The sequence below is a fragment of the Rhizobium sp. BK379 genome (genome assembly GCF_014193955.1).
GTDB lineage: Bacteria > Pseudomonadota > Alphaproteobacteria > Rhizobiales > Rhizobiaceae > Rhizobium.
This window is the reverse complement of sequence record NZ_JACIAD010000002.1, coordinates 632,742-654,624: the sequence shown is the minus strand read 5'-3', so window position 1 is coordinate 654,624 and position 21,883 is coordinate 632,742. Positions and strand designations below refer to the sequence as shown.

Annotated in this window: 17 protein-coding genes; 6 read left to right on the top strand and 11 right to left on the bottom strand. The window is 59.7% G+C overall.

The window, feature by feature from the left end:
- Positions 1-160: 160 nt before the first annotated feature.
- Positions 161-2,113 carry an acetoacetate--CoA ligase gene (locus tag FHT93_RS14215; protein WP_183848022.1) on the bottom strand — a complete coding sequence of 651 codons (1,953 nt, stop codon included), beginning with the start codon at positions 2,111-2,113 and terminating at the stop codon, positions 161-163.
- A gap of 162 nt (positions 2,114-2,275) precedes the next feature.
- On the opposite strand from FHT93_RS14215, the gene FHT93_RS14210 reads away from it, so the two are divergent.
- Entirely contained in the window at positions 2,276-4,174 is a 1,899-nt protein-coding gene (locus FHT93_RS14210; protein ID WP_183848020.1) for an AsmA-like C-terminal region-containing protein, read from the top strand.
- 12 nt (positions 4,175-4,186) lie between these two features.
- On the opposite strand, the gene FHT93_RS14205 is transcribed toward FHT93_RS14210, so the two are convergent.
- The 5 genes from FHT93_RS14205 to FHT93_RS14185 form a co-directional block, all read right to left on the bottom strand.
- A complete protein-coding gene (locus tag FHT93_RS14205) occupies positions 4,187-5,005 on the bottom strand; it encodes an ABC transporter permease (protein ID WP_018115087.1) in 819 nt (272 codons plus the stop codon).
- 3 nt (positions 5,006-5,008) lie between these two features.
- Positions 5,009-5,920: an ABC transporter permease subunit gene (locus tag FHT93_RS14200; RefSeq protein ID WP_018115088.1), complete on the bottom strand. Its 912-nt coding sequence runs from the start codon at positions 5,918-5,920 to the stop codon at positions 5,009-5,011.
- A 4-nt stretch (positions 5,921-5,924) separates the two neighbouring features.
- A complete protein-coding gene (locus FHT93_RS14195) occupies positions 5,925-7,067 on the bottom strand; it encodes an ABC transporter ATP-binding protein (RefSeq protein ID WP_183848018.1) in 1,143 nt (380 codons plus the stop codon).
- Positions 7,068-7,157: 90 nt separating this feature from the next.
- Positions 7,158-8,255, bottom strand: a complete 1,098-nt coding sequence (locus FHT93_RS14190) for a polyamine ABC transporter substrate-binding protein (protein ID WP_018115090.1) — start codon at positions 8,253-8,255, stop codon at positions 7,158-7,160.
- A gap of 128 nt (positions 8,256-8,383) precedes the next feature.
- On the bottom strand, positions 8,384-9,778 hold the full coding sequence (locus FHT93_RS14185; protein ID WP_183848016.1) for an XRE family transcriptional regulator: 1,395 nt from the start codon (positions 9,776-9,778) through the stop codon (positions 8,384-8,386).
- A gap of 179 nt (positions 9,779-9,957) precedes the next feature.
- Between FHT93_RS14185 and aceA the strand changes: the two genes are divergently transcribed.
- From aceA to FHT93_RS14170, 3 genes are all read left to right on the top strand, one after another.
- Positions 9,958-11,247, top strand: a complete 1,290-nt coding sequence (gene aceA, locus FHT93_RS14180; RefSeq protein WP_183848014.1) for an isocitrate lyase — start codon at positions 9,958-9,960, stop codon at positions 11,245-11,247.
- 13 nt (positions 11,248-11,260) lie between these two features.
- Complete coding sequence (locus tag FHT93_RS14175; protein ID WP_018115093.1) at positions 11,261-11,497, top strand: hypothetical protein; 237 nt, start codon at positions 11,261-11,263, stop codon at positions 11,495-11,497.
- Positions 11,498-11,602: 105 nt separating this feature from the next.
- Entirely contained in the window at positions 11,603-12,703 is a 1,101-nt protein-coding gene (locus tag FHT93_RS14170) for a helix-turn-helix transcriptional regulator (RefSeq protein WP_183848012.1), read from the top strand.
- Positions 12,704-12,713: 10 nt separating this feature from the next.
- Here the strand turns inward: FHT93_RS14170 and FHT93_RS14165 are convergent, their stop codons facing one another.
- On the bottom strand, positions 12,714-13,583 hold the full coding sequence (locus FHT93_RS14165; protein ID WP_183848010.1) for a LysR family transcriptional regulator: 870 nt from the start codon (positions 13,581-13,583) through the stop codon (positions 12,714-12,716).
- A 14-nt stretch (positions 13,584-13,597) separates the two neighbouring features.
- Between FHT93_RS14165 and FHT93_RS14160 the strand changes: the two genes are divergently transcribed.
- Entirely contained in the window at positions 13,598-13,912 is a 315-nt protein-coding gene (locus FHT93_RS14160) for a hypothetical protein (RefSeq protein WP_246781603.1), read from the top strand.
- Here FHT93_RS14160 and FHT93_RS14155 read toward each other — a convergent pair.
- The 4 genes from FHT93_RS14155 to FHT93_RS14140 form a co-directional block, all read right to left on the bottom strand.
- Entirely contained in the window at positions 13,885-15,729 is a 1,845-nt protein-coding gene (locus FHT93_RS14155) for a methyl-accepting chemotaxis protein (protein ID WP_183848008.1), read from the bottom strand. The two genes, FHT93_RS14160 and FHT93_RS14155, sit on opposite strands and share 28 nt — an antisense overlap.
- Positions 15,730-15,985: 256 nt before the next feature.
- Positions 15,986-18,514 carry a HAMP domain-containing methyl-accepting chemotaxis protein gene (locus tag FHT93_RS14150; protein WP_018115098.1) on the bottom strand — a complete coding sequence of 843 codons (2,529 nt, stop codon included), beginning with the start codon at positions 18,512-18,514 and terminating at the stop codon, positions 15,986-15,988.
- A 308-nt stretch (positions 18,515-18,822) separates the two neighbouring features.
- Positions 18,823-18,966: a hypothetical protein gene (locus FHT93_RS14145; RefSeq protein ID WP_018115099.1), complete on the bottom strand. Its 144-nt coding sequence runs from the start codon at positions 18,964-18,966 to the stop codon at positions 18,823-18,825.
- A gap of 166 nt (positions 18,967-19,132) precedes the next feature.
- Positions 19,133-20,314, bottom strand: a complete 1,182-nt coding sequence (locus tag FHT93_RS14140; protein WP_183848006.1) for an NAD(P)/FAD-dependent oxidoreductase — start codon at positions 20,312-20,314, stop codon at positions 19,133-19,135.
- A 129-nt stretch (positions 20,315-20,443) separates the two neighbouring features.
- Here FHT93_RS14140 and FHT93_RS14135 point away from each other — a divergent pair, with 129 nt between their 5' ends.
- Positions 20,444-21,880 carry a glutamine synthetase family protein gene (locus FHT93_RS14135; protein WP_112541494.1) on the top strand — a complete coding sequence of 479 codons (1,437 nt, stop codon included), beginning with the start codon at positions 20,444-20,446 and terminating at the stop codon, positions 21,878-21,880.
- The last annotated feature ends 3 nt before the right edge of the window (positions 21,881-21,883 follow it).

Below are 21,883 nucleotides of genomic sequence, written 5' to 3'. Positions count from 1 at the left end.
GCTTAGTCTGAGAACGTCATGTTTCGGGAACCGCGGTTCCAGACCATCTCTTCATGTATGGTCTCCAAGTTGGCTTCACCTTTGACAAACCTTTCTTAATGAAAGGTTTCCAGTACGCGGAATTGATCAACGGCAAAAGCTTGTAGTTTAGCAGCCGCTATCAGACCTTCAGTTCGTCCAGTCCAGCAAAAAGCTTGAGTGCTTCGGGGTTGGCGAGTGCCTCCTGATTTTTCACCGGCCGGCCGTGGACAACCTCGCGCACGGCAAGTTCGACGATCTTGCCGGACTTGGTGCGCGGGATATCTGCCACCGCAATGATCTTGGCGGGCACATGGCGGGGAGAAGCGCCGACACGGATGCGGGTCTTGATCGCCTTGATCAGATCTTCACCCAAGGCGACGCCGGAGGCGAGGCGGACGAAGAGGATGACGCGCACATCGTCATCCCAGTCCTGGCCGATGCAGAGCGCCTCGGCCACTTCTTCCATCTGCTCGACCTGATTGTAGATTTCCGCCGTGCCGATGCGCACGCCGCCGGGATTGAGCGTCGCATCCGAACGGCCATGGATGATGAGGCCTCCATGTTCGGTCCATTCGGCGAAATCGCCGTGGCACCAGACATTGTCGAAGCGCTCGAAGTAGGCGGCGCGGTACTTGGCGCCATCTGGGTCGTTCCAGAACATGACCGGCATTGACGGAAATGCCTTGGTGCAGACCAGTTCGCCCTTTTCCCGGCGGACCGGCTTGCCTTCGTCATTCCAGACGTCGACGGCAAGGCCGAGGCCCGCCCCCTGGATCTCACCGCGCCAGACGGGCTGGAGCGGATTGCCGAGCACGAAGCAGGACACGATGTCCGTGCCACCGGAAATCGAGGCAAGCTGGACGTCTTCTTTGATCCCTTCATAGACAAAGGTGAAACCTTCAGGCGACAGTGGCGAACCTGTTGAAGTAATCAACCGCAGGCTCGACAGATCATGGCTCACACGCGGCGTCAGTCCGCTCTTGCGTACTGCGTCGATATATTTGGCCGAGGTGCCGAAGATCGCGAATTTCTCCTTGGCGGCGTAGTCGAAGAGCACGTTGCCATCAGGCGCAAAAGGCGACCCGTCGAAGAGGCAGAGCGTGGCGCCGGAGGCTAGCCCGCTCGCCAGCCAGTTCCACATCATCCAGCCGCAGGTGGTGAAATAGAAAAGCTTGTCCCCCGGCCGCAATCCGCAATGCAGGCGATGCTCTTTCAGATGCTGGAGCAGTGTGCCGCCGGCCGAGTGCACGATGCATTTCGGTACGCCTGTCGTGCCCGAAGAAAACAGAATATAGGCCGGATGAGCGAAGGGGAGTTGCACGAAGTCGATCGGCTTCGGCTCGTGGGGAGCGATGAACTCCGAAAGCGTCACGCCGCCGGCGGTTTCGCTCGCAACGTCTTGCGCGTTGCCAGCATAGTGGACGACCAGCGTCGGCACGCCGAGGCTCTTTGCGACACTTGCCACCTTCGACTTCACGTCCTGCAGCTTGCCATTGTACCAATAGGCGTCGCAGGCGATGAACAGCTTCGGCTCGATCTGGCCGAAACGGTCCAGGACACCCTGCTCGCCGAAATCCGGAGAACAGGACGACCAGATGGCGCCGATCGAGGTTGCCGCCAGCATGGCAGCTACCGTTTCCGGCATATTCGGCATCATGGCGGCAACACGGTCGCCCTCGCCGATGCCGAGCACGCGAAAGCCCTGCTGGAGCTGTGATACAAGCGCGCGCAACCGATCCCATGACCAGCGGTCTTCGACCTTGTCCTCGCCGCGGAAAATGATGGCATCGCCCTGCCCGCTTCCGCTCAGCAGGTTTTCGGCGAAGTTCAGGCGCGCCCCAGGAAAGAAGCGCGCTTCCAGCATGCGGTCGCCGTGAACGAGAATATCCGCGCCGCGCTCTCCCTTCACGCCGCAGAAATCCCACAATGCCGACCAGAAATTTTCCCGATCGGCAATCGACCAGGCATGCAGATCCTCAAAGCCTTTCAGGCCGAGACCGAAGTCTGCGTCACAGCGCTGCATGAAGGCATGGATCGGGCTATTTTCGATCCCATCTTCCGTGGGTTGCCAAAGCGGCTGATTCTCCTGCATTCAATCCTCCTCCCCAATGCAGAACTTATATCATGCTGCATTGCATTATAAAGTGTGCAACGGCCCGATCCGCTGCGCGTTGGATTTGCATATGCCCGGTATTTCATATATCCGGCAAAATCAGAAAATAACCGGTAACCGACTGAAATTCCGGCGGAGCTCATGGGTACGTCAAGAGAAGGCAGATGGCGAAAAAGGATTGGCCCCGCCTCGCGCTGGCTGCCGGCCTTTGCCCGTGTCTCCACCATCGTATTGCTAGCCGGCCTTGCCTTCTTCCTCGCGCTCAGGATCGCCGCGCCCTATCTTATTTCCACCGGCTTCGTGCGCTCCGGCATCGAGGACGCCCTGTCGAAATGGACGGGCTATCACGCCGAGATCAAGGGCAATCCGGTTCTCGAATTCTGGCCGACGCCGCGCATCACGCTAAATGACGTCACCATCCGGCAACCGCGTGAAAGCGGCGACAAGCTGCTCGGCCGCATCGAAAGCCTTTCAGCCGATTTCAGCCTTATCGATGCGCTGCGCGGCCGAACACGCTTCCACCAATTTCACCTTCTGCGGCCCAGCCTCGCGCTGACGCGTGATGAAAACGGTCTGATCGACTGGAGTTACGCCGGCCTTCTGGCGCGGGCCATCGGTGGGGTGCGGGACGAAAGCGGCACCGAGGTTCTCGATCCGAAGCTCGACGCCGATATCGGCGCCGTGACGGTCGAGGACGGCATGCTGACCTTGACCGACACACAGACGGGCAATGTCTACCGCTTCGACGACGTCGCAGCCGATATCGCCTGGCCGAAGCTGTCGAGAGCGATTTCGGCCGTCCTTATTGCACGGCTCAACGGTCAGGACCTGAAGGTCGATTTTTCCTCGGCTGCGCCACTGCTCGTCTTTGCCGGCAAGAATGCAGAGATGAAGGCCTCGATCGCTTCGAACCTGATGACCGCGCGCTTCCAGGGCGTCGGCAGCATGGTGAGCCTCTCGTCGGTCTCAGGCAATATCAACGCCAGCTTTCCGGACGTGCCGGCCCTCTTGCAATGGTCGGGCCGGTCGATCCCCGGCATCGAGTCGCTCAAGAGCGCATCGGTGACCTCGGACGTGGCGTCGGTATCCAACGGTTTCCGCTTCAACAATGTCAGCATGACGCTGAACGATGCAAGCGCCACCGGAGTGATGGATCTGACCGTTGCACCTGGTAAGCGGCCGAAGATTGGTGGGACGCTTGCCTTCGATCAGATGAACCTCAAGCCGTTCCTCGATGCCTTCGCGCTCAGACTTGCGGCCGGCGGCCTGGGCGACATGCTGCTACCGAGCCCTCTCGGACCGCTGCAACTTCTCGATCTGGACGTCCGGCTTTCCGCGCGACAGGCGCAGATGGGGATCTTTTCGCTCGCGGATGTCGGGGCCAGCGTGATCGTCGCCGGCGAGGAAGCGAAATTCGATATCGGCGACAGCCAGTTCGAGGGCGGCGAAATGACTGCCCATCTGGAGGCGACCCGCCGCGATTTCGACGGTGGCGGCAAATTGCAGCTTTCGATCCGCAATGCGGATTTCAATGCTCTTGCCGAAAAATTGCAGCTCAAGGGGCCGCTACCACATGCGACCGGCTCTCTCGACCTTTCACTGCAGACCCCGAAAGCGATCTGGACGACGGGACTTGCCGATGTCACCGGCAAGCTGAAATTCTCGGCGGGAGCAGGATCCATTCCCGGCGTGGATATTACAGCATTTCGTACTCAGGCTGCGCAGAAGCCTTTCTTCGCCCTCAGCTCTGCCTCAAACGGGTCTTTCGCCTTCAACAAGCTCGATCTCCAGGCCGACTTCACCAACGGCACAGCAGAAATCCACGACGCGCGTTTTGCCGGTTTGGATCAATCGCTGACGCTGTCGGGTCTCATCACTTATGAGTCCAACGGACTTGCGCTCTCCGGCTCACTGGAAGCGACCGACCCGGCCAAAGTGGCCGATCTGCCGCTGCTACCCTTCTTCATCGGCGGCTCGTGGCCAAACCCGGTCATTTCGCCGGTGCCGCTGTTCAACACACCGACGAAAACCCAGCCCTAACGCAATTCAGCTTTAAGCAGTCGCCGCCGCAGCCCTCTCATCGCGCTCGCGCTGAACCTCGCGACGCTTGGTGACGACGGATGCACAGATGACGCCGACCGCTACGATCGCGATCAGGATGGTGCAGACCGCGTTGATCTCCGGCGTCACGCCGAGGCGTACCTGGCTGTAGATCTTCATCGGCAGCGTGGTCGCGCCCGGCCCGGACGTGAAGCTTGCAATCACCAGATCGTCCAGCGACAGGGTGAAAGCCAGGATCCAGCCTGAAAAAACTGCCGGCGATATGATCGGCAGCGTGATTTCGAAAAAGGTGCGCACCGGCGGTGCACCGAGATCCTGGGCCGCTTCCTCGATCGACTGGTCGAAGCTCAGAAGCCGCGACTGCACGACGACGGCGACGAAGCACATGGTCAGTGTCGTATGCGCCAGCGTAATGGTCCAGAAGCCGCGGTCAAAGCCGATCGCGACGAAGAGCAGCAGCAGCGACAGGCCGGTGATGACTTCCGGCATGACGAGGGGCGCGTAGACCAGCCCTGAAAAAAGGATGCGGCCGCGGAAGCGCGTGAAACGAACCAGGGTGATCGCCGCCATCGTGCCGAGGATCGTCGCGAATGTGGCCGACAGCAGGCCGACACGGATCGTCACCCAGGCAGCATCGAGCAGGGCCTGATTGGAGAGTAGCGAGACATACCACTTGGTCGAGAAGCCGCCCCAGACGGTGACGAGCTTCGATTCATTGAAGGAGAAGATCACCAGAAGCGCGATCGGCAGGTAGAGAAAGGCAAAGCCGAGCACGACGGAGATGATGTTGAAACGGGTCCATCTGAGCACGGCTTATCTCCCTGCCTCATCGGCTTTCGCCTGCACGTTCTGGAAGAAGACGATCGGGATCACGAGAATGAGAAGCAGGATCGTCGCCACGGCCGAGGAAACGGGCCAATCGCGATTGGAATTGAACTCGTTCCAGATCGTCTTGCCGATCATCAGCGTCTGCGAGCCGCCAAGCAGATCCGGGATAACGAATTCGCCGACGGCCGGAATGAAGACCAGCATGCAGCCGGCAATGACGCCGGGGATCGACAGCGGAAAGGTGACGCGCCAGAAGGCCCGGATCGGCGTGCAGCCGAGATCCTGCGCCGCCTCGATCAGCGTGCCGTCCATCTTTTCCAGCGCCGAATAGAGCGGCAGCACCATGAAGGGCAGATAGGAATAGACGATGCCGATATAGACGGCGGTATTGGTGTTGAGGACGATCAGCGGGTTGTCGATGAGATGCAGCGACAACAGAAGCTGGTTCAGCAGCCCCTCCGGCTTCAGGATGGCAATCCAGGCATAAACGCGGATCAGGAAGCTCGTCCAGAAGGGAAGGATCACCAGCATCAAGAGCGTCGGGCGCACGTTGCGAGGCGCCTGCGCCATGCCATAGGCGATCGGATAGGCGATCAGAAGCGTCAGCAAGGTGGAGATGCCGGCGATGACGACGCTCGAGATATAGGCGTTGAAATAGAGCGGATCGTCCGTCAGGTAGCCGTAATTGTCGAGCGAGAAGGTCGAAATCTTGTCCCAGAAACCGGCCCAGCCATCAGCGAGCGCGAAGACCGGCTCATAGGGCGGCATGGCGATCGCCGTCGCCGACAGCGAAATGCGGAACACGATGAAGAACGGCGCCAAAAAGAAGAGCAGCAGCCAAGCATAGGGAATGATGATGACGAGGCGGTTGTAGAAGCGTGCGGCCAGCGTTCCCATGGTCTCAATCCTTCAGCAGCACGCCGCCGTCCTCATCGAAGGAGACCCAGACTTCCTGATCGTAGGTGAAGGGGTCATCGACGGAGCGCTGTGCGTTGAGAGAGGAGGCCTTGACGACATTGCCGTTCGACAATCTGACGTGGAAGACCGTCATGTCGCCGAGATAACCGATGTCCCAGAGCTCGCCCTTGGCGGCATTGATCGAGGCATTGGCGGGCGCCGTGCGCGTGACGCGGAGCTTTTCCGGGCGGATCGCGAAGCCGAGCGCGGCACCGATGGCAGGCGCATCGGTCGAGGCAGTGCGGACCGTGAAGCCGCTGTCGACGGCAATCTCGACAGCACCGTTTGCGGTCGTGGTCACCTTGCCGTCGAAAATGTTTACGTCGCCGATGAAATCCGCAACGAAGCGGCAGTTCGGCGCTTCGTAGATTTCCGCCGGCGTGGCAACCTGCACGACCTTGCCATGGCTCATGACGGCAATGCGGTCGGCCATTGTCATGGCTTCTTCCTGGTCGTGGGTGACGACAACGAAGGTCAGGCCGAGGCTCTGCTGCAGGTCCATCAGTTCGAACTGGGTTTCCTCGCGCAGCTTCTTGTCGAGCGCGCCAAGCGGTTCATCGAGCAGCAACACCTTCGGGCGCTTGGCAAGAGAACGGGCAAGGGCGACGCGCTGGCGCTGGCCGCCGGAAAGCTGGTTGGGCTTGCGGGAAGCGAACTGCTCGAGCTTCACGAGCTTCAGCATCTGCGAGACACGCTCGGCCATTTCGTCCTTCGGCATGCCGTCCTGCTTGAGCCCGAAGGCGATGTTCTTCTCGACCGTCATGTGCGGGAAAAGAGCGTAGGACTGGAACATCATATTGACCGGCCGCTTGTAGGGCGGCGTACCCGAAAGATCGGTGCCATCGAGAATGATCTCGCCCGATGTCGGCTGTTCGAAACCGGCCAGCATGCGCAGAAGTGTAGACTTGCCGCAGCCGGAGGCGCCGAGCAGCGCGAAGAACTCGCGGTGATAGATATTCAGCGACAGATCGTTGACGGCGGTAAAATCGCCGAAGCGCTTGGCGACATTCCTGAAGGCAATGAACGGTTTTGCTGATGGATCGGACCAGGGTGCGAATGCGCGGCGAATATTGCCAAGAGACTTCATATTATTCCCCGAAAATACAAGGTTTCAGCCGGCCTCGACCCGGGCCGGGAATGGAAAGGCCCGGACGTTTCCGTCCGGGCCGAAATCTCGTTACTGGCCGGTGACGACCTTGGTCCAGATTCGTGTCACCAGTCGCTGCGTTTTGGGATCGAGCGGCGGCACCGTGAAGAGCTTGGCCATGATCTCCGGCGTCGGATAGATCGCCGTATCGTCGATCACTTCCTTGTCGAGGAACTGCTGCGAGGCCTTGTTGCCGTTTGCGTAGAAGACGAAGTTGGATGCCTTGGCGGCGACTTCGGGCTTCATCATGTAGTTGATGAATTCATGCGCCTCTTCGACATGCGGCGCATCCTTCGGAATGCCGAAGACATCGAAGAAAATCTGCGCACCCTGGTTCGGAACCGAATAGTCGACATTCACGCCGGCCTTTGCCTCGGCTGCGCGATCCCGCGCCTGGAAGACGTCGCCCGAAAAGCCGAGCGCAATGCAAATATCGCCGTTGGCGAGCGCGCTGATATATTCAGACGAGTGGAACTTGCGAACGAAGGGACGAACGGCGAGCAGGGCCTCCTGCGCCTTGTTCAGGTCCTCCTGCTTCTTGCTGTTCGGATCGAGGCCGAGATAGGCCAGAACGGACGGAATGACGTCTGTCGGAGAGTCCAGCATGTAGATGCCGCAATCCTTGAGCTTGGCGGCCTTTGCCGGATCGAACAGCGCATCCCAGTTCGGCTTCTCGTCCGTGCCGAGTGCGGCCTTTACCTTGTCGACGTTATAGCCGATGCCGGTCGTGCCCCACATATAGTCGACGGAATATTCATTGCCCGGATCGAAGGTGGCGACGCCCTTCGTCACGACGTCCCACATGTTCGACAGGTTCGGCAGTTTCGACTTGTCGAGTTTCTGGTAAACGCCGGCAGCGATCTGGCGCTGCATGAAGGAAACTGTGGGAACGACGACATCATAACCGGTGCCGCCGGCCAGGAGCTTGGTTTCCAGCGTCTCGTTGGAATCGAAGGTGTCGTAGACGACCTTGATACCGGTTTCCTTGGTGAAGTCTTCGAGGATCGAGCTGTCGATATAATCGGACCAGTTGTAGACGTTGACGACACGCTCCTGGGCGAAGGCCGGCGCAGCGGCAAGAAGAGCGACAACGGCAACTGCCGTCAGGTTAGTTATTCTTGACCTCATGATATCTCCTGTTTTTTTAAAGGTATCGCGCCCCCGGACACCTCTTATTCCCTCTGGTTTGGCTGCAGACTAGAAAGGAATTTCTACGCCTACAAGCTCAAAATCCTGCGGCGTCAATGATTTCACAATCACTGGAAATCGAAGCTTCCGAGACCGGCAGAGGTCTCGTCCAGAGCGAGTGGACGTGTCAGTGGCGGCTCGGCCCGGAAAAGGCATCCGCGCCTTTCACAAAGACGGCAGGCGGGGCCGACCGCGACCGATAGAGCATCGCTTCTGCCATAGACCAGACTGTCGCGCAGGGCGGCATCGCAGCCGATCAGCAGAGCCGTGCGCCGCGCCCGTTCGCCGTACTCCACAACCGGCCCTTCGAGCGTGCGCGCGATCGTCAGGAAAGCCGACCCGTCAGGCATGGTGACCGTCTCGGACAACACCCTGCCCGGCTCAAGAAAGGCGGTGTGGACATTAAGCTTCGGACAGTTGCCGCCAAAGCGGGCCTGCGGAAAACCCTGGGCGCCCGTTCTGCGAATGACATGGCCCGCAGCATCGGTTTCCATCAGGAAGAAGGGAATGCCGGCAGATCCGGGACGCTGCAGCATGGCGAGGCGCGAGGCGGCCTGGCCGAAGGAGACAGCGAAACGGGCACGGATGAGATCGATGTCGTATCGGGTATTCTGGGCGGCAAGAAGAAAGGCCCCGTAGGGCATCAGTAGCGCGAGCGCCGCAGTCCGCGTCAGCTCGAAACGGGCAATGCGCCGCGCCTCGTCGGATGACAACGGCAATTCGTCAAGCGCGGCTTCGATTTGAGATCTTAGCGCGAGCCTTGCGACTTCGATGGCTATTTCCTGCGCCTGGTCCGCCCCCGATAGACGCTCGGACAGAAAAAGACGCATCGAGTGACGATCGAAACGCCGGCGCAGGTCCGGCATGACATGGACAGGCAGAATCCGGACGCTGATCCCCCGCTCGCTCTTCAGCCAATCCTTCAGACCGGGGCCACCGGCCAGTCCATTGGCAAAGCCTTCCGCCGCCGCGTCTATCTCGCCGAAATAGGCGGGGCGGCGCTCCAGCACTTCCCTGACTTCATCCAGAGGCAGGCGGCCGGAGGCGACAGGCGCAGGGCCTTCGCCCGCCATCAAGGTCGTCAAATCGGAAAGTCGGGCAGCCTGCTCGCGATAGGCCCGGTAGAGCTTGATCATACCGCCAGCCGCATTGGGGGCGGCATCAGCCACTTCGACAAGCTCCTGCTCACCCGGCAGTTCACCCGACAGCAACGGATCGGCGAACACTTCCTTCAACTGGCCAAGGCCGCCGGCGGTTTCGCCCTGCAGTTCCTCAAGATCGATGCGGTAGACGGAAGAGAGCTTGAGCAGCAGCTGCACCGTCAACGGGCGCTGATTGCGTTCGATCAGATTCAGGTAGGAAGGGGAGATTTCCAGCGCCACGGCCATGGCCGTCTGCGTCAATGCCAGCGCATTGCGGATGCGCCTGACTTTCGGTCCTGCAAATATCTTCCGTTCCGCCATGTCACATCTTTACACGCCGAAATTTACAATCTTTTACAAAGTTACAAATTCATCCTGTAAATCCTTCTCATCCTAACCTCTTTCTGCTTCTGAAATCAAAGGTTTTTCTGGCTATTTTGTCCATTTCTGTAAAATCTGTCATCAGCGCTCAAGCGTTGAAAGCCAAAGAGGAGATTGGCATGACAGATTTTTACAAACTCATCCGTAATGCCCCCGAGGGACGTTTTGCCGGTATCGAGCGGCCGTATTCCGTTTCCGATGTCGAACGCCTGCGCGGCTCGGTGGCACTCCGCTACACGCTGGCCGAAATGGGAGCTCAGCGCCTGTGGCAACTTCTGCATGAGGAGGACTTCGTCAACGCGCTTGGCGCGCTTTCCGGCAACCAGGCCATGCAGATGGTGCGCGCCGGGCTGAAAGCGATCTATCTTTCCGGCTGGCAGGTCGCCGCCGACGCCAATACCGCCTCGTCGATGTATCCGGATCAATCGCTCTATCCCGCCAATGCCGGGCCGGAGCTTGCCAAACGCATCAACCGCACGCTCCAGCGCGCCGACCAGATCGAGACATCCGAAGGCGACAGGCTCTCCGTCGAGACCTGGTTTGCACCGATCGTCGCCGATGCCGAAGCTGGTTTCGGCGGGCCGCTCAACGCTTTCGAGATCATGAAAGCCTATATCGAGGCGGGCGCAGCCGGTGTTCATTTCGAGGATCAGCTTGCCTCGGAAAAGAAATGCGGCCATCTCGGCGGGAAGGTGCTGATCCCGACCGCCGCCCATATCCGCAATCTCGACGCGGCGCGGCTTGCGGCCGATGTCATGGGTGTGCCGACGCTCGTCATCGCCCGCACCGACGCAGAAGCCGCCAAGCTTCTGACCTCAGATATCGACGAGCGCGACCAGCCTTTCGTCGACTATGATGCCGGGCGAACGGTCGAGGGCTTCTATCAGGTGCGCAATGGGCTGGAACCCTGCATTGCACGCGCCGTCGCCTATGCATCGCATTGCGACCTCATCTGGTGTGAAACGTCGAAGCCGGATCTGGAGCAGGCGCGCCGCTTTGCCGAAGGCGTACACAAGGTGCATCCCGGCAAGCTGCTTGCCTACAATTGCTCGCCGTCCTTCAACTGGAAGAAAAATCTCGACGATGCGACGATCGCCAGGTTCCAGCGCGAACTCGCGGCCATGGGCTACAAGTTCCAGTTCATCACGCTCGCCGGGTTCCACCAGTTGAACTACGGCATGTATGAGCTGGCCAGCGGCTATCGCGAGCGGCAGATGGAAGCCTTTTGCGAGCTGCAGCAGGCGGAATTCGCAGCGGAACCACGCGGCTATACCGCCACCAAACATCAGCGCGAAGTCGGCACCGGCTATTTCGACGCCGTGTCGCTGGCGATATCCGGTGGCCGCGCCACGACCACGGCCATGGGAGAATCAACCGAACACGCCCAGTTCAAACCGGCTGCCGAGTAGAGGAGGAAACGACATGGCATCCATTGCGCGCGTCCGCGAACGGACGGAAGAGCAGGCAAGCAGCATGACGGACGATCAGCAAACGCTGATCCGTATGCTCGCCAACGATCTGCACAGGCTGAATCTATCGGTGATGAAGGCGGTCGAGGCCGGTGTTTCGGTGGAGCTTGTGCGCTCCGCCCGTCATCATGGCGGTGACGGAAACTGGGGAGATCTGCTGATCCCCGTCATCGTCGCCAACAGAAATTAGGCTTAAGGTCCGGTGACAAAGACCACCGGACCTACGCTATTTGACGCAATTGTCAGCAGAACGGAGTCGCGGCATAATTGAGCATATCTTCGAACGGAACTGCATATGCCCGGTTCGCCGCACGCAAAACTCGAAGTTCTGACCGATCTGATCTATGGCGCTCTCTTCGGCGAGACGTCGTGGCAAGCCTTTCTCGATGCCTTGGCCGCGACGATGCCGGATGCCAAGTCGACGTTGTTTTTCCACGATGCCATCGCGCGCACCGGCGGCCTCTCGCTTTCCTCCGGTCTCGCGGAAAAGGAAAGCGAGGCCTATAACCGCTATTACGCAGCCATCAATCCCTGGATGCCGCGCGCCGCCACCCGGCCGATCGGCCTTGGCGTGATCGCCGACCAGATGCTGCCGCGCGAGCAGCTCCTGAAGACGGAGTTCTACAGCGATTACCTTCGCTGGATCGGCTGCGAAAGCAGTGTCGGCGTGACGATCATGCGTGAACGCGGACGCTCCTTCAATCTTTCGACGCTGACCTCGTCTTCCGATCCGGATTTCAATCGCAGCAATGCCGAACTGCTCAGCGACCTGGCGCCGCATCTGCGCCGAACCTTCGATTTCATTCGCCGTGAGCACCGCGACCCTCATAATAATGAAAACGGATTGGCGCTCTTCGATGCGATCGGCGTCGGCATCGTCTATATCGGCGAGGATCAGAATATCCGCTCCATCAACAGTGCGGCTGAGAGGATGATCGCCGAGGGCGAGGCGATCGGCGTCTCCTCGACCGGGCGGATCATGATCAATGACGGCGAGCTTGCTTCGCGTCTGTCGGTGCTGCTGCGCCACCGCCTGCAGGCAGCTTCACCGGCGAGCACACTGATCAGAATGAAGAATTCCAGCTTCAAATGCACGCTGGTGAAGATGCAATCGGATTTCATCACCCAATTTCTCGAAGGACCGACGGTGGCAATGATCATCGAGCGGACGAGCGTGCCTCTGCGGCCCGATCTCAACGACGCCCTGCCGCGCATCGATCAGCTAACGGCAGCCGAAATGCGGATCGCAGCCGGCATCGCTGCGGGCCTGTCGCTGCGCGAGGTCGCACGGACGAACGATGTCAGCTACGAGACGGCGCGCTCGCACCTCAAGAACATCTATTCGAAGCTCGGGGTGAACAGCCAGGTGGGGCTCGTGCGGCGACTGATGCCGTAGCGCAATCCGGCTAGCTGCGGCTGGCGCGCTTGCCGGCGAAGAGGTCGGTGTAGCTTTTCAAAAGCTTCGTCATACGGTCGGCGACCGTCCGGATTTCCGGGCGGTGACGATCCTCGGCATTCATGACGATCCATTGGCGATGACGCAGTTCCGGCAGTTCACCGCCGCATCGCTCCAGTTCGGGATCGAGATCACCGACGAAACAGGGCAATACCGCCTTTCCCGCCCCCGCACGCACCAGATCCGGCAGGGAACGCGGACGGTTGACGGTCGCGACGATGGCCGATCCTGCATTCTGATAGGGCCAGCGCAGGTAGGAGGAGATTGCATCCTCCGCGCCGACGGCGATCCATCTGGCATCGTCCCGGCTGGCATTGCGCCTGACATAGACCGCATAGGCGACTTCGCCGAGCAGGCGGGCGGCGAGATTGCTTTCGTCCGGCTCGAAGGCACGGATGCCGATATCGCTTTCCCGGTAATTCAGGTTCGCCCTCGCTTCGCCGATGGTCAGCGCGATGCCGAACGCGTCCGCCGGCATGCGGATTGCCGAAAAATTCTCCGTCAGCAGCCAGGAGATCCATGTACCGGCCGTGATCCTGACGGTGCCCCCGCCCTCGGACGATTGCCTCCATGCGTCGACCTTGCGAGCGGCGGCCTCCATCTCCTGCAGATGATCGACGAGGATCTGGCCATCTGATGTCAGGCGGTAGCCTGTCTGGCTGCGGTGAAAGAGTGCGCGCCCGAGTTCCTGCTCCAGGTCGAGCATGCGCCGGCCGATCGTTGCCGGGCTCAAAGCAGTGGCGACGCTTGCGCCTGTCAGGCCGCCAGTGCGGGCGACGTGCAGGAAGAGCTGATAGGAATCCCAGTTACTGTTTTTCATGAGTGAAAAACATAATGGGATTTCGCCTGTTTAAGAAGCGAATTTTGATGTGTAGATCAATTGATGTCCACAAACGAAAGGACATCACGATGATTGAAAGTTTCCTGATCGCCGACATTGCCGGCCGGATGCAGCGGGCAAGATTGCTGCAGCGAACGAGACGCGACCGGATAAAGGAAGAAGACGCCTTTTACGACAACGCTGGAAGCAGCCCCCTGGTGCGATTTGCAGCCTGGCTGACGCTGCCGGCGGAGGCCGCCGGTCGCACGAAGGTGCGCCCCGGCAAAGACGAATGCGGGTATCAGGCCGCCTGTCTCACGCGGCCATGAGCGGCAGCGCCTTCGGCCAGCCGGAACTGCTCGATCAGCGCCATCAGCATGTCGGCCTCTTCCGCCAGCTGGCGGCTCGCCTGCGTGGCTTCGGCAACCATCGAGGCATTCTTCTGCGTCATCTGGTCCATCGCATTGACGGAACTGTTGACGTCCTGAAGGGCGGCGGACTGGTCGCGGCTTGCCGTGGCGATAGTCTCGACGTGACCGCTGATTGCGATGATCTCGTGGCTGATCGAGGCGAGCACGCTGCCGGTCTTCTGCACCAGTTCCGAACCTGCATTCACCTCGCGGGTCGACTGGTCAATCAGCGTCTTGATCTCCTTGGCAGCATTGGCCGAGCGCTGGGCAAGTTCACGCACTTCCTGCGCGACGACGGCAAAGCCCTTGCCTGCCTCACCGGCACGCGCTGCCTCGACACCGGCGTTCAAGGCCAGAAGGTTGGTCTGGAAGGCGATGTCGTCGATAACGACGATGATCTGTTCGATGCGCTGCGAGGCATCTTCGATGCGGCCCATCGCAGCGACCGCGTCGCTCACGACAGCACCGGAACTGTCGGCCGTCCGTTTGGTCGCGGCAACCACATTGTTTGCCTCATGGGCGCGTTCGGCCGATGAGCGGACCGTGACGGTGATCTCTTCGACGGCAGCGGCCGTTTCTTCAAGGCTTGCGGCCTGCGATTCCGTGCGTTTGGAGAGTTCGTCCGCCGAGGCCGAAACCGAACCGCTGTTGCGCTGGATGGAAGCGGCACTGGCGCGAATGCGTGTCAGCGTATCCTGAAGGCGCTCGAGCGACGTGTTGAAGTCCATGCGAAGCTGTTCGAGCCGGCCGACGAAAGGGGTTTCTATCATCTGCGAGACATCGCCCTGTGACAGGCGTCCCAGCCCCGCGGCAAGCTGATTGACGGCAAAATCGATCTGGCCGTCGAGCGTGCGCTTCTCTGCATCGTTGCGGGTGCGTTCGGCATCGTTCAGGGCTCGCTGTTCGGCTGCCTGCGTTTCCAGTTGCTGGCGAGCGACTGCGCTATCGCGGAAGAGAGCAAGCGCGCGGCCGATCGCACCGAATTCGTTCTTCTTTTCGACACAGGGAATAGCACTGGCAAGATCGCCCGAGGAAATGGCATGCACGCTCGATGTCAGCGCCTGCATCGGCTTTACGGAGCGACTGATCGCATAGAAGGCGAGCACACCAACGAGCAGCATCACCACCGCACCGACACTGAGAACCAGCATCTGCAATTGGTTCATCCGCTCATAGTAGACTTCCATGGGTATGCCGATGAAGAGGATGCCGATCGTGGAACCGGAGGGATTCTTGACCGGGAAATAACCCGTCATGAACTTGCGGCCGAAGAGGTCCGCCGGCCCGTAATAGGCATTGCCCTGAGCAAGCACGGGCTGGGCCGGATGATCGGCTGCGAGCTTCGTGCCGACAGCACGGTCGCCATTTTCCTTCTTCACATTGGTGGAGACGCGAACGTAATCGCCTCCCTGTTTTTCGAAAATGGTGGCGACACCGGCAATCGACTGCGCCGTGCGGTCAACCAGTGAATAGTCGCCGAAGGCCGGGATCTTGTCTTCGGTTACGCCTGCCAGTGCGTTGTTCATCACATCGACGCGGACATCAGCGTCGCTTGCGCCATAAAGAACCGCCATCGAACGGCTCGCATCCTTCGCATCGGAGACCGCACTCTCCATGACATAGGTGCCGAGATTGTAATAGGTCACGCCGACAATGGCCGCAGTACTGATCGCAAGCAGGAACAGCGTGATCGCAACGATCTGACGCACGATGGACGTTGAGAAGAAGAGCGGCATCTGGAACCCCTGGCAAACACAACTGGTATCGGGTTCATAAGAATGCGTTAGGGAAAATTTTCCCTTAACGCAGGGGTGCCGGAGGCACTTTACTTGGCTTTTTTCAAATTTAGTATGACTTGATGAGCACAGAAGTGGCCGGGAGGGAAGAAAAATTTCAATCTTCCGATTTTTTGCGCAATCTATGCGCGATTTTATCGAGAAACAAAAACGGCCCCGAAACCGGGGCCGTTGGTCTTAAAGGCTGAATGTCGGATCAGGCGGCGCGATACATATGCATGTCGCTGTCGCCGTCGATCTTGAACTGCTGCACGAGGTGCAGCAACGCGTCTGCCTCGTTTGCGAGCTCGCGGCTTGCTGCAGTGGTTTCTTCCACCATTGCAGCGTTCTGCTGGGTCATCTGATCCATCTGGTTGACAGTGGAGTTGACTTCCTGCAGCGCGCTCGACTGGTCGTGGCTTGCGCGGGCGATCATTTCGACGTGCTGGCTGATCGTGACGATCTGGGCACTGATCTTCGCAAGAACCGTGCCCGTTTCCTGTACGAACTGCGAACCGGAATTGACCTCGTTCGTCGATTTGTTGATGAGACCCTTGATCTCCTGCGCGGCAGCGGCAGAGCGCTGGGCAAGCTCGCGCACTTCCATGGCGACGACGGCAAAACCCTTGCCGGCTTCACCGGCGCGAGCCGCCTCGATACCGGCATTGAGTGCGAGCAGGTTGGTCTGGAAGGCGATCTCGTCGATGACGCCGATGATCTGCTCGATCTGGCGCGATGCGTCTTCGATGCGGCCCATCGCATCGATCGCGTTGTTGACGACGACGGCGGAGTCGTCGGCGCTGCGCTTGGCCTGGCGGACGATCTGATCGGCATCCTTGGCGCGTTCGGCGGAGGAGCGGACAGTGACGGTGATCTGGTCGACGGCGGCGGCGGTTTCTTCCAGTGATGCAGCCTGCTGCTCGGTACGCTTGGCGAGATCCTCGGAGGACTGGGCCATCTGGTTGCCGTTGCCCTGGATCATCTGCACGTTGTCGCGGATCTGGCTCATGGTGGCCTGCAGGCGCATCATCGAGCCGTTAAAATCCTGACGGAGCTGTTCGAGACGGCCGATGAAGGGCGTGTCGATCGTCGTCGAGATATCGCCCTGCGACATGCGCTCGAGACCGGCGGCAAGCGCGTTGACTGCATACTCGATCTGACGGTCCATCTCGCGCTTTTCGGCATCGTTGCGCTGACGCTCATGCTCGGCGGCCTGACGCTCTTCGTCGCTCTGCTCCTCGATGCGGATCTTGGAGATGGCATTTTCCTTGAAGATGCCGAGTGCGCGGGCCATGTCGCCGATTTCGTCGTAACGCTTCTCACCTGAGATGCTGGTGTCGAGCGCTCCTTCGGCGATGCGGCGCATGGCGGCGGTGATCTGGGCGATCGGCCGCTGCAGCGTCAGTACCAGCGCAATGCCGCCGACGATGGAAACCAGGATGCCGAGTGCGGTCGTGCCGACGGAGATGCTGTTGGCCTGATCACGCTCGGTCCCGGCCGACTGTTTCTGCTCTTCCGCGAAGCTCGTCAGCTGACCCCAGACACCATCGAGTTGCTGGCGTGCGGCGACGTAATCGCTCGTACGCTGATTGATCACATCGACAAGGCTCTGTGCGCCCTTGTCCATCGAGGCGAGAGCGGGCGTAATCGCGTCGACAATATCACCGGCGAAATTCATGCCCTTGGCGCTGGCCTGAAGGGTATTGAGCATGGTGTTGAGCGTGGCGATTTCCTGGTTCAGCCGAACGCGATTTTCCTTGCTCGGCTTGGCATTGAAATCGGCAAGCACGAGCTGCAGCGAATAGATGGAGCTTTCAAGGCGCCGTGTATCTTCCAGAACCGAGTTGGTCTGGGCGATGCGGCTGTCGAGCTCCACGAACGTTGTCGTCGCTTCACGCATCATCTGCGTGGCGGTGAGCTGAGTGTAAGTCGACATCTGGCGGAAGCGGGAAACAAGACGGCCGAGATTTGCAACGCCGTCGTCCGTGCCAGCCTCGGGCGCCGCCGCCTGAGCCTTCAGGTCGCTAACGGTCTGCGCCATGGACTGCGTCATGCTCTTCTGGTTCTGCGGGACGGAGATTTCGATCATGCGCTGCGCCTTGATGATCTGAGGCAGCGCATCGGTCACGACCTTCAGCTTGTCAGGCGAAGTCTGGGCCTTGTTGAAATCATTCATGGCGGCTGCGAGCGCATCGCCGCCCTTCAGCAGACGATCGGCAGCGCGCAGCGTTGCCGTCGCGTTGCCTTCGTCGGTACGGATGTTTTCTTCCAGCTGCTTGGCATCGTAGCTGACGTTGAAGCGGTTGGTGATCATCACCTTCTGGGCGTCATCGATCTGCTTGCGAAGAGCCATTTCCTGTTCGTGCAGGGTCCAGAGCTTGCCGACGGTATCCGAAATGCCGTTGGTTCCCTCGATCGCCGCCTGCAGGTTATCATGGCCGGAATTGTCGCCGATCTGCGCCATGGTGGCGTCCAGCGTCTGTCCCTGCGCCTTGATGTCGGCATAGAGCTTGTCGCGCGCTTGTTCGTTGGTGGTCTGCAGGAAGTCGTCCATCGAGGCGTAGAGATCCTTGAACCCACTCAGCGACTGGAGAACGCTGTTGGAAATCTCCATCCGGCCCTGCAGCAGACCGGATGCATAAAGGCCGGTCAGACCGACGGCGGATATGGTGACGACGAAAGGCAGAACAAAAATCAGAACCTTTGTCTGAATCTTGAAACGAGAAAGAATCTTGTCAATGAACATGGCGCGCCGTGCCTTTCATACACCACTCCTCCCGCCGGCAGCCTTCTGGCGCCAGCCGGGTGCATATCGAGCTGATCTACTAACAGTTGGGAAGACCCTGGAACGGGCGGCAATCATTGCCAGTTCATTTCCGGCCGGGCCGGAAATACCCAAATATTCGTCTACAATGTGTCAGATTAGATATTAATTTTCGGATAAGCGGTGAGAGCGCGTTAGCCGTGATCGCACAATAGTTGCAAATTGCACGCTGCGGAATCGCGATATATCAGTCGCGACACCGAACATTTCCATTTCAAGCTGCGGAAAGATCAGATGAAGTGGGAAAGAAGAACTGCAATGCAGGCGGCGGTTGCGCCGGCGGCGAGCATCAGATAGCGCAGAGTTACGAGCTTCGTATCAGGCTTTGCCTGGGCAATTGCAATGGCGCGGGCGCGTCGAGTGTTTCTGTTCATTGCGAAACCTCACTTCTGTCTAAACACAACAATCCAACAAAACGGCTTGTCGGTAAAGCTTAATTTAGGAACGACTTTGCCAACCTGCCATTGAGACAGGATGGCGCAGGCAATCTTAAGAAGTCTTGAATCGGCAAAAAGGTTTCACGCCTACAAATATTGGCATTTACAATGTCTCACCGGCGGCAAATCCGGAGGCCCAGGCCCACTGGAAATTATAGCCGCCGAGCCAGCCGGTCACATCGACACATTCGCCAATGAAATAAAGGCCGGGAACATCTTTCGCCTGCAGGCTGCGTGAATCCAGGGCGGCCGTATCGATGCCACCGAGCGTGACTTCCGCGGTGCGGTAGCCTTCGGAGCCGGAAGGCTTCAAGGACCAGTTCTGTGCGGCATCTGCCAGCCTGGTCAGCAGCTTGTCGGAGAGGTCGGCCATGTTGCCGATGACGCCCTCGCGCTCGACGATATGTTGCGCGAGGCGCTTCGGCAGGATCTCGCCGAGCGCGGTCTGCGCGGACTGACGTCCGTTTACCTGTTTCGCCTTTTTCAGGTGCGCGGCGATATCGATATCCGGCTCGATGTCAACGGTGATCGCATCGCCCTCCCGCCAGTAGGAAGAAATCTGCAGGATGGCTGGACCACTGAGGCCGCGGTGAGTGAAGAGCAGGGCTTCGCGAAAGGCGGTCTTGCCATGACGGATTTCGGCTGGCGCGGAAATACCTGAAAGCGGCGCGATGCTCTCGAGCAGGATTGAATCAAGCGTGAGAGGCACAAGGGCGGGGCGGGTCTCGGTAATAGCCAGGCCGAACTGCTCGGCAATGCGATAGGCAAAACCGGTCGCTCCCATCTTCGGAATGGATTTTCCGCCGGTCGCGATGACGAGCGAGGAAGCTTCGAACAGGCCTTCCGATGTCGCAATGCGGAAGCCGCCGTCAGTCTTTTCAACGCCCGATATTTCGACACCGAGATGCCAGGCAGCGCCCGCTGCGCGCATCTCGTCGAGAAGCATGAAGATGATGTCCTTGGCGCTGTTGTCGCAGAAAAGCTGGCCAAGCGTCTTTTCATGCCAGGCAATGCCGTGACGATCCACCATGGCAACGAAATCGGCCGGGGTGAAACGGGCAAGCGCCGACTTGCAGAAATGCGGATTGGCGGAGAGGAAGTTCTTCGGGCCGGCATTGATATTGGTGAAGTTGCAGCGGCCGCCGCCGGAAATTCGGATCTTCTCGCCCGGCGCGCGGGCGTGGTCCAGCACGGTGACGGAGCGACCACGCTGTCCGGCGCGGATGGCGCACATCATGCCCGCGGCACCCGCCCCGATGACGATCACATCGCTCTTGTGCCGCACAATCCGTTTTCCCTGCTGAAATCGCGTCTTCTTTTTCCATCAGAGGGCGAAAGTCAACGCCTTTGCCCCCCTCGCCAATTGCCAAACTCCGGTTATGATGGCGCTACGATCAACGCAAACCGGTGTGTCATGTCCCCAAAAAAGACGACGCTGAAGCCTGCCAGAAACGTACCCGCCTCGAAGAAATCCCCTCCCGATCCCGGATCTCTGCGCGGTGTTGCGAACTGGAAGGAAGCGGCGCAGTGGCTGAGGGCACGCGGTATCGAAGACATTGAATGCATCACGCCGGACCTTGCCGGCGTGCCGCGCGGCAAGATGATGCCGTCCTCCAAGTTCACCTCAAACACATCGCTCGCACTGCCTTCGGCGATCTACCGTCACACGATATCGGGCGAATATCCCGAGGAGACCGAAAGCTTCCGCTATGAGCCGCGCGACAGCGACCTGAAGCTCGTGCCCGACCTTTCCACCCTGTCCGTGGTTCCCTGGGAAACCGACCCGACCGCGCAGGTCATCTGCGACATCGTCAATTCCGACGGCCAGGAAGTTCCCTACACGCCGCGCAACGTATTGAAGCGCATTCTCAGCCTCTATGCCGAGCGCGGCTGGAAGCCGATCGTAGCGCCGGAAATCGAATTCTACCTGGTCGCCACGAATGACGACCCGGACTATCCGCTGCATCCGCCCAAGGGACGTTCAGGTCGTTCAATTCTCGGCGGCCAGGGCTATTCGATCGCCGGCATCAACGAGTTCGACGAACTGATCGACGACATCTACCACTTCTCGGAGAAGCAGGGCCTCGAGATCGATACGCTGATCCACGAGGAGGGACCGGCGCAGCTCGAAATCAACCTCCGTCACGGCAATCCGATCGAACTTGCCGACCAGGTGTTTCTCTTCAAGCGCACGATCCGCGAGGCAGCGCTGAAGCACAATATCTATGCCACCTTCATGGCAAAGCCGATGCAGGGCCAGCCGGGCTCGGCGATGCATATCCACCAGTCTGTCGTCGACATCGCGAGCGGCAAGAACGTCTTCTCGAACAATGATGGTTCGGCCTCGAAGGAATTCTTCCACTTCATCGGCGGCATGCAGAAATACGTGCCGAGCGCGCTTGCCATGCTGGCGCCTTACGTGAATTCCTACCGGCGCCTGCAGCCGGATATGTCCTGCCCGGTCAATAATGCCTGGGGTTACGACAACCGCACGACGGCCTTCCGTGTGCCGGTCTCCGATCCGCAGGCGCGGCGCGTGGAGAACCGCCTGCCGAGCTCGGATGCCAATCCGTATCTGGCGCTCGCTGCCTCGCTTGCCTCCGGTCTGCTCGGCATCATGAAGGAAATCGAGCCCACGGCTCCGACCGAGGATGCCGCCAACGAAGGCTCGATCGACCTGCCGCGCGGCCTTCTGGAAGCCGTGGCACTGCTGGAAGACGAGCCGGCTTTCGAAGAGGTCTTCGGCGCAGAGTTCATCGGGCTTTATGCCGGCGTGAAGCGGGGCGAGTTCGAAACTTTCATGCAGGTGATCAGCCCCTGGGAGCGGGAATTCCTCCTCCTGAACGTGTGAGGC